A 13,044-nucleotide genomic window follows, 5' to 3' on the forward strand; every position below is an offset into this window, starting at 1 on the left:
TTTATTCCTCAAAGTTACGCTCATGCAACTGATAGTATGCACCACGTTGTTCAAGAAGTTCTTGATGTGTACCTTGTTCAATAATGCGTCCTTGATCCATCACCACAATTTGATCTGCATTTTCAATGGTCGATAATCGGTGTGCAATAACAATAGTGGTACGCTCTTTCATTGCTTCTTCAAAAGCACGCTGAATAAAGTATTCAGACTCATTATCTAATGCGCTTGTTGCCTCATCTAAAATTAAAATTGGAGCATTTTTTAAAATGGCCCGTGCAATCGCTAAACGTTGACGCTGTCCACCTGATAAATTGAGCCCTTGTGAACCCAAACGTGTTTCGTAACCCTCAGGTAAAGTCATGATAAAGTCGTGGATATATGCCATTTTAGCAGCCAAAACCACATCTTCATCATTGATATCGTCAAGTTGGCCATATGCAATGTTTTCTTTAATGGTTCGATCAAATAAGAAAACCTGTTGATTCACAATGGCGACCTGACGGCGCAAACAATTAAGTTCAATGTCGTGAATATGATGACCATCAAAGTAAATATCCCCTTGACTTGCATCTTGAAAACGAGTGACTAAATTAACTAACGATGACTTACCCGCCCCCGAACGACCCACCAATGCCACGGTTTGCCCTGCATAAATATTCAAATTAAAGTCGTAAATGGCCTGTGATCCATCTGGATAGACTAAGTCGACATGGCTAAATCGAATATCACCTTGTAATTTTGGGTGTAAAGTGCCTGTATTTTTTTCTTCAGGTAAATCAAGAATTTCAAACACTGAATGCGCTGCTGCCAAACCACGTTGTAATTTTTCATTGACAGTCGTTAAATTTTTGATGGGTTTACTTAACATGCCTGCGGCAGTAATAAAGGAAACAAATTGTGCGGCTGATGTATTGCCTAACACTTCAGGACGCAGTGCTAGCCACATAATAATGGCCATAGAACATGCCATAATCAGCTGTACAACAGGTGTATTTAAAACGTTTACCACTAAAAGTTTTAAACCACGCTTTAGGTTTGCCATAGAATAGTGATGTAATCTTTTTTCTTCTAATGCTTGTCCACAATACCCTTTGACAACCGCTTGCCCTAAAATAGATTCTTGTACCACATGATTGACATCACCCATCGTGTCTTGGACTTGAGTCGATAAACGGCGCATTCGCTTGGCAGCCTTACTCACACTATAACCAATCAAAGGGGCAAATACCAAGATCACCAAGGTTAGACGCCAATTTTGATACAGTAAGTAGCCAAGTAGCCCCAGTGTAATCAAACCTTCTTTAAATAAAGTTTGTACAGATTCAGATGATGCCGCTGTAAGTTGTTCAATATTGAATAAAACTTTTGATGTAATATGACCGCTTGAGTTTTCTAAATAATAGTTAGACGGTAAACGTAATAATTTAGCAAAAACCTCTTCTCGAATCACAAAAATAAGATTACGAGAAATCACTGCAGAAAAATAGTCACCTAAAAATGAACCAACACCACGTACAAAAATAAGTAAAATAATTAAAAAAGGAAATAAAGATGTTTGTGCAGTATTTTTGTTTTGAATGGCATTAATAATAAATTCGAGCAATTTAGCAATAGAAACTTCCGTGGCTGCACTTAGTGTGAAACCAATCAGTACTAAAACCGCATAGCCCCAATAGGGTTTAAGATAGGCAATCAGACGAAAATAAACTTGAAAATCTTGTTTCACACATAACCTCTAAATAGGCACTCTCACAGAAGTACACTCATAACCAATCACTCATGTTATGAGGTTTTCGTTTGAGTTATTCACACGGTGCACATCTTAGCAGAGTCAGCGCACATACGAAAATAAAACGTCTGATCTATCTTTCATATAAGACGTGTCATCCAAAAATCTTATATTAATGTAGGCAAATATTTAAAATACCATCTAGCTCATCTAAAGAATGATAGTGAATCACGAGTTTACCTTTGCCCTGTTTATTATGGTCAATTTTTACACTTGCATTAAATCGATCAGAAAGCTGTTGAGTTAATTGCTCAATATCTGGCGATGTTTTTTTAGCCAAATCCCTGCCAGCCTTGGGTTGATTCAGCTCTCTTACAAATTGCTCAGTTTGACGGACAGATAAGCTTTTATCGACCACAATTTGTGCTATTTTTTCTTGCTCTGAGGCTTTAAGTGTCAAAATTGCACGTGCATGCCCCATATCTAAGACACCTTCTTGCATTAAATCTTTCACAGTATCTTGCAAAGTAAGTAAGCGCAGTAAGTTACTAATGGTCGTACGAGCTTTTCCTACAGTATCTGCAATTTCTTGATGACTCAAACCAAATTCATCATGAAAACGTTGCAATGCTAAAGCTTGATCAATCGGGTTAAGATCTTGGCGTTGAATGTTTTCAATCAGGGCCAAAGCAATAGCAACCTGATTATTTAAATCTCGCACAATTGCTGGAATTTCTGTCAGCCCTGCCATTTTGGCAGCACGCCAACGGCGTTCACCTGCAATAATTTCATAAGGTTGTTCTTGCCCTTCTATCGGGCGAACAACAATGGGTTGCATCACACCGTGTTTTTTAATGGATGCAGACAAATCAACCAATTCATCTTCACGAATTGTACGCCGTGGCTGATAAGTGCCACGTTGTAACACATTCACATCAACCAATTTTAATTGGCCTTGATCTTGTGATTGTGACTCAATACTTAAACGTTCTTTTTGAATTGAACCAAGTAGTGCATCTAAACCACGTCCCTTTGCTAAACCACGCTTATTTACTGCCATAAACTATTCCTTTACTTTATTTTTTTTAATGATCTCAGCCGCCAATTTGAGGTAAGCCACTGCACCTTTTGAACTTTTTTCAAAGTAAAGTACAGGTAAGCCATGCGCTGGTGCTTCGGCGAGTCGAATATTACGAGGAATCACAGTGTCATACAATGTTGTACCAAAATACCGTTTTAACTCATCTGATACATCTCGTGTGAGTGCACTTCTTGCATCAAACATCGTGCGAACCACCCCCATAATTTCTAAATTGGGGTTCACGGCCTGCTTAATTCGTTCAATCGTTTGTGTTAAATCAGCTAATCCTTCTAATGCATAGTATTCACATTGCATAGGAATAATGACCCCATTGACTGCTGCCATTGCATTAATGGTAATTAAGCTTAAGCTAGGTGCACAATCAATTAAAATAATATCAAAGAGTGTATCTACATGTTTTAAAACATTTTTTAAAATAAATTCTCGGCCATCTTGTTCAGCAATAATAAGTTCAATACCTGACAACTCTCGGTTAGCAGCCAATACTTTATAGCCTACTTCGGAGCCCATGATGGCATTTTCAATGGGCGCTTCACCTAATAACACATCTGTAATTGAGTAAATCAAATCATTTTTTTGAATACCCGAACCCATGGTCGCATTGCCTTGTGGGTCCATGTCAATCAGTAGAACACGTTTTTTTAAAACAGCTAAAGACGCTGCCAAGTTGACTGCTGTGGTTGTTTTACCGACACCACCTTTTTGATTTGCAATTGCAATCACCTGAGCCATACAATACAACCCTACCCTTGCTTTTGTTCTAAAATAACTAAATGACGTTGTTCATTTAAATGAGGTACCTGAAGTGCAATGGTTTTGATATCAAACTTAGGCATCAACACCTCAATTTCATCGGTAGGCACCTGCCCTTTCATTGCACAAATCACACTATTTTTATGCATATAGGGTTGAGAGGCCTGTACAAAGTCTGATAATGAAGCAAATGCACGGCTTGTTAACACATCAAACTGACCAAGTTGGGAAATCATTTCAACATCTTCAACGCGTGTTTGTACTGCTGTAACATTATTTAGCTTCAAATCTGCAATGAATTGTTTTAAAAAGCGGATTTTTTTACCATTTGAATCGAGCAACACACATTCACGAGTGGGTTGACACAGCGCAACAATCATTCCTGGCATACCACCACCTGTGCCAACATCCAACATTCGACCTTCAGGCAGTTGAGTTAAAATGCTTAAGCTGTCTAGCAAATGCTTAACCAACATATCTTTCGGCTCACGAATAGCCGTTAAATTATATGCTTTATTCCAAAGCACCAATGCATCTTGATATTTTAACAATACATTCAACGTCTCATCGCTGAGTGTCAAGCCAAGTGCTTTCGTGCCTTGCTTGAGCGTTTGAAAAAACAGATGCATAAGTCAATCTCTCATTTAATTTACACGAAGTATACCGATTTATCTTTTCAATCATAGCGTATACTGGTTAGCAAGTATGCAATTACAAGCTTAAGCGCTGGTCTAAATCTGCCAAACGCGCTGGTGTACCCACATCTACCCACTGTCCTAAAAGCTTCTGAGCACGCACCTGATGTGTTTGCATCGCCATTTTTAGCAAAGGCGCAAGTGGCCTTTTACCTTCACTCAGCCCCGCAAATAATTGTGGTGATAATACAGCGATCCCACTATAGGTCAGCGTGGGTAACTGTAATTCGTCAATACAGTGGGCAAAACCATCCGTTAAAACAAAATCACCCTTTTGGTGCTGAGGTGGATTATCTACAAGCAACAGGTGTGCAAGGGCATTTTCAAGCTGAACATTCAATAAATGTTTAAACTCAAAATCTGTCCACACATCACCATTAACTAAAACAAAGTTCTCTTTACCCAACATAGGTAAGGCACGTATTATTCCACCTGCTGTTTCTAAACCCTCTGGTTCATCTGACCATGTAATATGAACCCCAAATGCACGACCATCGCCCAAAGCTTGATGCAAAGTATCAGGAAGCCATGCTGTATTAATCACAATTTCTGTAATTCCTGCACGTTTTAAGTTTTCAATATGCCAAACAATGAGTGGTTTCCCCCCCACTTTCAGTAAAGGTTTTGGCGTGTGTAACGTCAATGGACGCATACGAGTGCCCAAACCTGCCGCCAAAATCATTGCTTTCATTATTCAGCCTCCTTTATCGCACATATTTTTTTCAAATGCAGGGTAAACTTTTTCGATGAATAATTGATGGAAATCATTTAACTCTGCATAGTGTTTGCTTTGCTCAAGTACATACCACATCACAAGTGGCAAATCTTTTAAATAGTTTATTTTTCCATCACGCTCAAACAAACGCACAAAAATACCTAAAATTTTGATATGACGTTGCAATGCCATAAAGTCTGCATCTTTTTTAAACTGCGCAAGATCACGATGTTGTTTATGTGAATTGGGTAATTGCTGATAAAACTGCCCAATCCACATATTTACTTGCTCAATTGGCCATTGTATATATGCATCTCTCACCAATGAAATCAGATCATAGGTATCTGCACCAATCACAGCATCTTGAAAGTCAATTACACCTAATGTGGTTTCATTTTCCAACACCATTAGGTTACGGCTATGAAAATCTCGATGAACAATCACTTGAGGTTGAGCCAATGCATTCTTAGCCAACATTTCAAATGTTTGATGTATGATTTGTGCTTGCTCCTGCGTTATATCTAATTGCAATGATGGTAAAAACCATTCAGTAAACAATTTCATTTCTGCCATGAGCTTATCATGACTATAATGTGGCAAATGCGATGTTGCATTAATTTGTTGTAGCTCACTTAACTGTACAAAACATTGTGTATAATACTTTTGCACCGTCTGCTCATTTAGCTGATGTGCTAGAACGACATCACCAAAATCTTCAAGCAATAATAAACCATTCTTTAATGATTGAGCCTCAATGCGTGGCACCCGCACCGTATGGGTCGCCAAAAATTCAGCAATGCGTACAAAGGGTTCACAATCTTCTTTTTCTGGGGGTGCATCCATTAACATAAATGTTTTGTTGTTTTGTTTTACTCGAGCATAGCGTCTAAAACTTGCATCACCTGCTAAATAACTGATTTCAAATTGGTCTGAACCAAAGATGTTGGTTAACCATACTTTAATTTGTTGTTCACGCTGTATATTCATTTGTAAAATAATCGACCACAGTCAAACTTTTTAGAGTCATAAGTGTAGCTACTTATGTACTTTTTCTCTATGATGGATGAATAATTAATTGCAAAAAAGCATACTTGGTTAATGAAGCAAATGAAGCAACAGTTCAAATTTAATCCTTTAGCAACTGCGATTTTAGCACTTTTGTGTGGTGGGTCTATACAATCAAGCTATGCTGAATCGACTAACGTTCCCTCTACGCTAAATAATCAACAGCTAAAACAACAGTTAGCACAGGCCAATAGCGGCCAAGCTTTTTTTGATCAGTACTATATTAATAAAAATGATATTAGTGTCGAAAAGCGCCCATCTAACCCGCAATACAGTAACTATTGTCAAGGGGCATGGATTACTCCTGTGGCCACCAACACAACCGCAAAAGCCATCCAAGACAGTGAAACGCATGTCAGTGCAGACTACGCCCATTATAACCCCAAGGGCGACTCAGTGCTCGAAGGCAATGTCATGATTGACCAAGAAGGTCGTCAAGTAAAAGCACAAAAACTGACCCTCGACCAAACACAAACCATTGCCTATGCTCAAGGTAATGTACAAATGGCACAAAATGGTTTGGTTTCACAAAGTGAAAGTATTCGTTATAATCTACAAAAACAAACAGGTGAATTAGAAAATAGTTATTATATTTCTGAGCTCAATCATGCACATGGCTATGCACAGCGTATTGTGCGTACCACACCCAATCAAATTGTCTTAGAAAATGCAACATACACCACATGTGCACCTACTCATAGCCCAGATTGGCATATCAAAGCCAAGAAAATTGAGCTGAATCAAGATACAGGTCGTGGTACAACAAGAGACACTCGCCTGTATATTAAAGACGTTCCTGTCATGGCGTTGCCTTATTACAACTTCCCTATCGATGACCGTAGAACAACAGGATTACTCACTCCAAGCTTTGGTTGGTCTAGTAACTCGGGAATACAATTTGGTCTGCCTGTTTATCTTAATCTTGCACCTAATTACGATGCTACCATTACACCACGCTACCTAGAGGAGCATGGAGCGATGATTGAGAGTAAATTTAATTTTAAAACTCAATATTTTGGTCGTGGTAGTATTAATGCAGGGTATTTACCCAATGATAAGTCATATGGCAATAAAGACCGTGACTCACTCGAAATTAAACATGATTGGGACATCAACCCATATTTTTCTACCTATCTTGAATATAACTATTTATCAGATATTGACTATTTATACGACTTAGACAACGATCCAAATATCACCACAGATCTCAACCAAAAACGACTCTTTCAAATTAATTTTGCACGTGCAATTGAAGGTTTAGATGCGAGCTTTAAAGTCGAAAGTTACCAAACATTAGATAAAACGATTAAAGATAAAGACAAGCCATATGCTCGTTTACCACAATTTTTACTCAACTATAAAACAACAAACCCACAAGGTTGGCAATTTGAATACCATAACGACACGGCGTATTTCAAAAAAACCATTAATGACAATAGTGCTCTAGAAGACAGCGGCACACGAATTTACAACTCAGTTGCGACACGCTACAACTACCGTACACCTTGGAGTTTCTTTATTCCTGAAGTTTCAGTTCGCTCTTTAAATTACTTTTATGACCAAGATGCTCAACTGAATAATCCTGGCGGTAGTAAAAATAAGAATGTCGTAGTCCCACAATTTACGTTAGACACTGGCCTCAATTTTGAAAAGCAAGGCAAGTATTTACAAACTCTAACACCACGTTTATTTTATACATATGCACCGTATAAGAACCAAACAGATTATCCAAATTTCGACACCACAACACCGTCACTCAGTTATGATCAATTGTTTAATCCATACCGTTTTTATGGACACGACCGTTTAGATGATAATAATTTTATGTCGTTAGGCGTAAGCTATAGTCTTTTTGATCAAAAAGGTTTAGAACGACTTAAAGCAGCTGTTGGGCAAAGTTTTTATTTCTCAGATCGTAAAGTATTATTAAACCCTGACGACAAGATACAAACTGAGAAAAACTCTGACCCTATTTTGGCATTATCTAGTCAACTTTCTAACAGCTTCACCATTAGCTCAAATATTGCTTTCAATGGTAAAAAGATCTCGCAAGCGAACTTTCAAACATACTACTTTGCAAATACAGGACAAATTTACAACTTAGGCTATTATAAGCGAAAGAGTATTAACAATACACAGCAAACCTACGATCAAGTGGTTGCATCTTTAATACAACCTGTAAAAAATGATTGGCGTATTATTGGGCACGTACAATACGACATTGATAACCATATTGCTCGTGAATATTTACTTGGTGTAAATTATGAATCATGCTGCTGGGCAGTTTCAGTTTACGGTCGTTCATATTTTAATGACTTAGATGACATCAAAAACTCATCTACCAAAAGAACAAATGCGATTATGGCTGAGTTTACACTCAAAGGCTTAGGCGCATTAAATAACCGACTTGCCTCTTTATTAGAGCAAAGAATCACTGGTTTTAACAAATCTAACCAAACTTGGACACAACCTTAATGATGAACCAACAACTTAAACAATTTTTTAAAGCGACAACACTTGCACTTTTTATTTCCAGCTCAGTGCCTGTTTTTGCAGCAACAAGTGATGAAGTTGTTGCTGTTGTTGGCGATAGTGCAATTTTGAAAAGTGACTTAGACCAAATCACAGATGGTTTAAAACAGCAGTTACAGGCAAAAAATCAAGCTATTCCAGATGAAAAAACATTACAACAACAAGCATTAAGCAATATTATTGTACATCAAGCACAGCTTGAATTAGTGAGAAAATATAATATTCAACCTACAGAAAGTGAGTTGAATGCGGCTGTTTTACAATATGCAACTCAACAAGGTGCCCCAAGCTTAGATGCCTTTCAAAAGCGTCTAGATGCACAATACCCTGGTGCTTACCAAATTGTACAAAAACGTATTGCCCAAGAATTGGCGATTAATACACTACGTCAACAACAAGTGATGTCACGTATCCGTATTAGCGATCAAGATATTGATAACTTTTTAAATACACCTCAAGGACAAGCTGCTATTGGTAGTCAAGCCCACCTCATTCACTTACGTGTTGCATCAACAGATGGGAATACAGAGCAACTCAACAAGACTGCCAATGACGTAAAAATGGCATTAGCACAGTCCAATGATGTAGCTGCCATTAGTAAGCAATTTTCAAGCAATACCATTAAGGTCGATGGCGCAGATATGGGATATCGTAATCTTGCAGATATTCCTGCTGAACTTGCCGCACGTGCAGCCGTGATTCAAGCTGGACAAACCACAGAAATTATTCCTGCGGCAGATGGCTTACATATTTTAAAATTACTTGACCGTAAAGCAAGTGACCAAAAAGTGATCGTTGATCAATATCATGTTCGACATATTCTTATTCAGCCATCTGAAGTATTAAGTGCTGAGCAAACCAAACAAAAAATAGATAGTATTTACAAACGCCTAAAAGCAGGTGAAAGCTTTTCCGTATTGGCTTCTGTATTTTCCAATGACCCAGGATCAGCAGCAGATGGTGGTGATTTAGGCTGGGTTAACTTAGGAACAATGGTTCCTCAATTTGAAGAACAGATGAAAAACACACCCGTTGGACAAATTAGTCAACCTTTCCAAAGTTCTTTTGGTTGGCATATATTGGAAGTATTAGGGACACGCAAACAAGATATGACCAAAGATTATCAACGTCGCCTTGCTCGACAATATTTAGGTGAGCAACAATTTGATACTGAACTTGATGGTTGGCTACGTGAATTACGCGCAAATACTTATGTTAAAATTAAAGATCCTAGCTTAGATCGCAAAGCAACCATCAGTAATACAACTCCTTAATTGATTCACTTAAAAAATCGCTCTTCACTAGGGCGATTTTTACCTTTTAAAATAATAATGCACTACAGGAAAAAATGGTTGTCGATATTGTTCAACTTGAATAGCAAAATATTGATGCTTTGGCAGAATTTTTTAATGCATATAGATTCAAATAACCTAATTATTTATACAAGTATAAAAAATATCTAAAAAAACGTTGATTGATACAGTCTTTCTACCCCTCTTTTCTTAACTCAACCATGTCTTTTAATACCTCTTATATATCCATTCGTTTATAAAGAGTTGAAGATACTGTATGTGGGCAACTTAAGCGTAAGTAAATGCTTTACCTAGAATTAAATATATTTGAATTAGTTTTACAGTCGAATAAGCCAACTGCAAACACCCCCAGTACAGCATATGCGGCAGTGAACTTACACTGTATGAATTAGATGCTACAAACTTACTTCTAAGCTGCCTATGCGGCAGTGAACAGTCCGTTTGTGATCGTTTGATCGCAAATGCACTTCTAAGCTGCCTATGCGGCAGTGAACTTGAAAGCTTGTTTGCAAACAAGTGACGCTGTCTTCTAAGCTGCCTATGCGGCAGTGAACTCGTGCATCTGGTCGAAGTGTGCTAATCAATTCTTCTAAGCTGCCTATGCGGCAGTGAACATGAGCAGCACAAAGAAGGGCGTACGATTACACTTCTAAGCTGCCTATGCGGCAGTGAACAGAAGCGCAAACTAGAGGTAAAATTAGAATTACTTCTAAGCTGCCTATGCGGCAGTGAACACAGAGGAAACAATTTACGATATGAAAAGGGACTTCTAAGCTGCCTATGCGGCAGTGAACAGGAAATATATCATAAAAAATAAAGCGATAACAATAAGTTAAACCTTAAACCTATAAATAGACCAAAATTCAAACTCACTATTACAACTTATTGATTTTATTAATCTATTAAAGAGTCAAAAAATATTGGGTTAAAACTCAGGTACCGTACAACTTCTACTTAGCCCATATGTTCCAAACCCTCCAATTTTTGGTTCGGTAACAATGCTTTTACCAATATGTAATTGATAAAACTGATCTACATTATACTTACGCTGAGCACTCAAACTTTTTAAGTTTATATAAGGCACTTGATTAAGCTGTTCAATATACTGTTTAAAGTGTTGCTGCGCCTCACTTATAGATATATTTCGGCGGATTGCTTGATGCTTAATCCTTTTCTCTAAGTCCATTTTTCGGTTAATGCGATAATAATTTGAATATCCCGTAATTTTATCTTTTGGCACTTTTCTGATTTGTGTTATATGCACATAATCAGTTAATCTCTCTAGCCATTTTCCAAGGTTAAGTTGATATAGCTCATTTTCTGTTTGAGCAAAAATACGAACTTTTGCACCTAAAAGCCATATCTTCTTTTTCTCATTGAGTCGGTATTGTGGGAATGAAAGACCAAAAGGGACTTTTTCTTGTTCATTTTTATGCTCGGTAAAAGCAATATGCAACTGTGTATACAGTTTTGACCAAAGCTCAAACCATAAAAATTCCGGGCCATCCATTAAGGTTAACTCTATATAATAATTCATTATTACCCCTTAGTTCAAATGCATTGCAGATACATAAGCTAGCCCTTTTTTACCTAAATAAAAGCTCGAAACACCTGAGTGATCTATCAGATTTTTGAGCTCTTTTGCTGTGTCGGTTGAAATATCTAAGCTAATTTCAAGCTGTCCACTCGCTTTAGTAAGATTATGCTTAACTTTACCTTCGCCCTTAACAAACTCCTCATAAATATAAGGGTTACCGTAAATGAGTTTTTTAGCACCTGTGGTATATTTATCCATAAAATCTTTCGCAGTAAACCCATTATTTGAAATACCACTAATCCCTCCCATTTTAGATTTTGCACTAGACATATCATATTTACTTTCTAAGTATTTGAGCTGTAAATACAGCGCTGAACAATACATCGGTAAAAGAAGCTGCAATCCTTTTGAGTTAAATGGCTTATATTTATCAAATAATGCTGTTAGTGTTTCAGATGCTTGTACAACTCGATTGTCTGCAAGAATGGGTTTCATTTTAGCTATATCACCCAAGCGACTTAAAATTGAAATTGGATCAAGGATAATTTGTTTTTCCACATGCATTTGGTTAACACACCTACCCTCTAAAATAAAATCACATAGCTGTTCAACATTCAACCCCAAAACACCCCAAAATTCCTTAGAATATTCCGATAAAAAGACAGGATCATTCACATTAATCATACCTGTAAATGAATTTTGATCAGTACTTCCTTTCATATTACGAATATAAGCAATTTCATGATTAATCACATGCGGTTTATCTTTAAATGTAATCAATTGTTCTTTATCTGCAAAATAATAATGTTCGCTTTGACGTGCATCATATAGTTTACGTTGATCACCAATCAAGCGACTCAAAATACCCATGACTGTATTTTTAGTGACAACTCTTTGATGAAAATTTTCAGGCTTTTTTAACTCGGTCATAGATGCAATAAAGTTACGCCCTTTTTTCGGTAAAGGTTTATCGTTACTGCCATCTAAGAAAGAGTTTCGCCATGAAGACTCATAGTCAATGATTATTCTCATAGTATTCTCAACTTATTTTGCTGAAAAATAAACTGCATATGTTGTATTGGCTTCAGGTGAAACTTCATTGGGACTACGTTTGATTCGCATCATTTTATTGCTATCATTATAATCAACCTCAATACTGTCGACATACATATAGCCTTTCGCCTGACGAATAGATAAATGAGCAATCATCTCTAGCGCTGTTTTCACTAAAATATCAACTGCTTCTTGATCCAATAAAATACCCACCTCACCCTCTTGATATATAGTGCCTTTACGTACATAGTTTGTATGAAAAATGGCTTTAGGTGCACGCTCTGGGGCAAGGGACTGAATAAAATCTTGCACGGATTGCGCGACCTGTTGACCTTGATTATCCTTAATAACCATTGCGGCACGGTCAAATTTATTATCTAAAGAAATAAATGCTAATTGTTCTATACTTATAGACCCATAAGAAATATATTCTGTGTCACCAAACGTGGTTTTAGAAAAGAATGATGAACTATCACGCTCACCAGCCTGCCCAAATTGTTCAAAATTACCGTTATGTAACTGATCTACAAAATCTTCAAGTAACAAAGGA

11 protein-coding genes and 1 CRISPR repeat array are annotated in these 13,044 nt (G+C 37.3%); of the genes, 2 read left to right on the forward strand and 9 right to left on the reverse strand.

Translation table 11 applies throughout. The annotated features are described in order from the left end of the window. Window position 1: 1 nt before the first annotated feature. The 6 genes from msbA to I2F17_RS01720 form a co-directional block, all read right to left on the reverse strand. On the reverse strand, window positions 2-1,726 hold the full coding sequence (gene msbA / locus I2F17_RS01695) for a lipid A export permease/ATP-binding protein MsbA (RefSeq protein WP_196423067.1): 1,725 nt from the start codon (window positions 1,724-1,726) through the stop codon (window positions 2-4). 175 nt (window positions 1,727-1,901) lie between these two features. Then, window positions 1,902-2,789 carry a ParB/RepB/Spo0J family partition protein gene (locus I2F17_RS01700; RefSeq protein ID WP_211138938.1) on the reverse strand — a complete coding sequence of 296 codons (888 nt, stop codon included), beginning with the start codon at window positions 2,787-2,789 and terminating at the stop codon, window positions 1,902-1,904. 3 nt (window positions 2,790-2,792) lie between these two features. Further along, on the reverse strand, window positions 2,793-3,563 hold the full coding sequence (locus I2F17_RS01705) for a ParA family protein (RefSeq protein ID WP_211138939.1): 771 nt from the start codon (window positions 3,561-3,563) through the stop codon (window positions 2,793-2,795). An 11-nt stretch (window positions 3,564-3,574) separates the two neighbouring features. After that, window positions 3,575-4,213, reverse strand: coding sequence for a 16S rRNA (guanine(527)-N(7))-methyltransferase RsmG (rsmG, locus tag I2F17_RS01710; protein WP_211138940.1), 639 nt, complete (start codon window positions 4,211-4,213; stop codon window positions 3,575-3,577). Between the two features lie 82 nt (window positions 4,214-4,295). Next, complete coding sequence (gene murU / locus I2F17_RS01715) at window positions 4,296-4,970, reverse strand: N-acetylmuramate alpha-1-phosphate uridylyltransferase MurU (protein WP_211138941.1); 675 nt, start codon at window positions 4,968-4,970, stop codon at window positions 4,296-4,298. A 3-nt stretch (window positions 4,971-4,973) separates the two neighbouring features. Beyond that, window positions 4,974-5,981: an aminoglycoside phosphotransferase family protein gene (locus tag I2F17_RS01720; protein WP_211138942.1), complete on the reverse strand. Its 1,008-nt coding sequence runs from the start codon at window positions 5,979-5,981 to the stop codon at window positions 4,974-4,976. Between the two features lie 120 nt (window positions 5,982-6,101). Between I2F17_RS01720 and I2F17_RS01725 the strand changes: the two genes are divergently transcribed. Together I2F17_RS01725 and I2F17_RS01730 are read left to right on the forward strand one after the other, a co-directional pair. After that, window positions 6,102-8,534, forward strand: a complete 2,433-nt coding sequence (locus I2F17_RS01725; protein ID WP_211138943.1) for an LPS-assembly protein LptD — start codon at window positions 6,102-6,104, stop codon at window positions 8,532-8,534. Then, window positions 8,534-9,865, forward strand: coding sequence for a peptidylprolyl isomerase (locus tag I2F17_RS01730; RefSeq protein ID WP_211138944.1), 1,332 nt, complete (start codon window positions 8,534-8,536; stop codon window positions 9,863-9,865). The genes I2F17_RS01725 and I2F17_RS01730 overlap by 1 nt, the downstream gene beginning before the upstream one ends. A gap of 444 nt (window positions 9,866-10,309) precedes the next feature. Further along, window positions 10,310-10,699: direct repeats of the CRISPR family, unit length 30 nt; unit sequence ACTTCTAAGCTGCCTATGCGGCAGTGAACA. 130 nt (window positions 10,700-10,829) lie between these two features. On the opposite strand, the gene cas6f is transcribed toward I2F17_RS01730, so the two are convergent. The 3 genes from cas6f to cas7fv all read right to left on the reverse strand — a co-directional run. Beyond that, window positions 10,830-11,441 carry a type I-F CRISPR-associated endoribonuclease Cas6/Csy4 gene (gene cas6f / locus I2F17_RS01735; protein ID WP_211138945.1) on the reverse strand — a complete coding sequence of 204 codons (612 nt, stop codon included), beginning with the start codon at window positions 11,439-11,441 and terminating at the stop codon, window positions 10,830-10,832. Window positions 11,442-11,450: 9 nt separating this feature from the next. Next, complete coding sequence (gene cas5fv, locus I2F17_RS01740) at window positions 11,451-12,473, reverse strand: type I-Fv CRISPR-associated protein Cas5fv (RefSeq protein ID WP_196423076.1); 1,023 nt, start codon at window positions 12,471-12,473, stop codon at window positions 11,451-11,453. Between the two features lie 12 nt (window positions 12,474-12,485). Next, on the reverse strand, window positions 12,486-13,044 hold a 559-nt coding region (gene cas7fv / locus I2F17_RS01745), incomplete at its 5' end, for a type I-Fv CRISPR-associated protein Cas7fv (protein ID WP_235985899.1).

Origin of the sequence: Acinetobacter baretiae, assembly GCF_015627105.1 — a bacterium.
GTDB lineage: Bacteria > Pseudomonadota > Gammaproteobacteria > Pseudomonadales > Moraxellaceae > Acinetobacter > Acinetobacter baretiae.

Coding starts and splice junctions, on each gene's coding strand:
- I2F17_RS01700 (WP_211138938.1), bottom strand. CDS start 2,789: ATGGCAGTAAATAAGCGTGGTTTAGCAAAGGGACGTGGTTTAGATGCA.
- I2F17_RS01705 (WP_211138939.1), bottom strand. CDS start 3,563: ATGGCTCAGGTGATTGCAATTGCAAATCAAAAAGGTGGTGTCGGTAAA.
- rsmG (WP_211138940.1), bottom strand. CDS start 4,213: ATGCATCTGTTTTTTCAAACGCTCAAGCAAGGCACGAAAGCACTTGGC.
- murU (WP_211138941.1), bottom strand. CDS start 4,970: ATGAAAGCAATGATTTTGGCGGCAGGTTTGGGCACTCGTATGCGTCCA.
- I2F17_RS01720 (WP_211138942.1), bottom strand. CDS start 5,981: ATGAATATACAGCGTGAACAACAAATTAAAGTATGGTTAACCAACATC.
- I2F17_RS01725 (WP_211138943.1), top strand. CDS start 6,102: ATGAAGCAACAGTTCAAATTTAATCCTTTAGCAACTGCGATTTTAGCA.
- I2F17_RS01730 (WP_211138944.1), top strand. CDS start 8,534: ATGATGAACCAACAACTTAAACAATTTTTTAAAGCGACAACACTTGCA.
- cas6f (WP_211138945.1), bottom strand. CDS start 11,441: ATGAATTATTATATAGAGTTAACCTTAATGGATGGCCCGGAATTTTTA.
- cas5fv (WP_196423076.1), bottom strand. CDS start 12,473: ATGAGAATAATCATTGACTATGAGTCTTCATGGCGAAACTCTTTCTTA.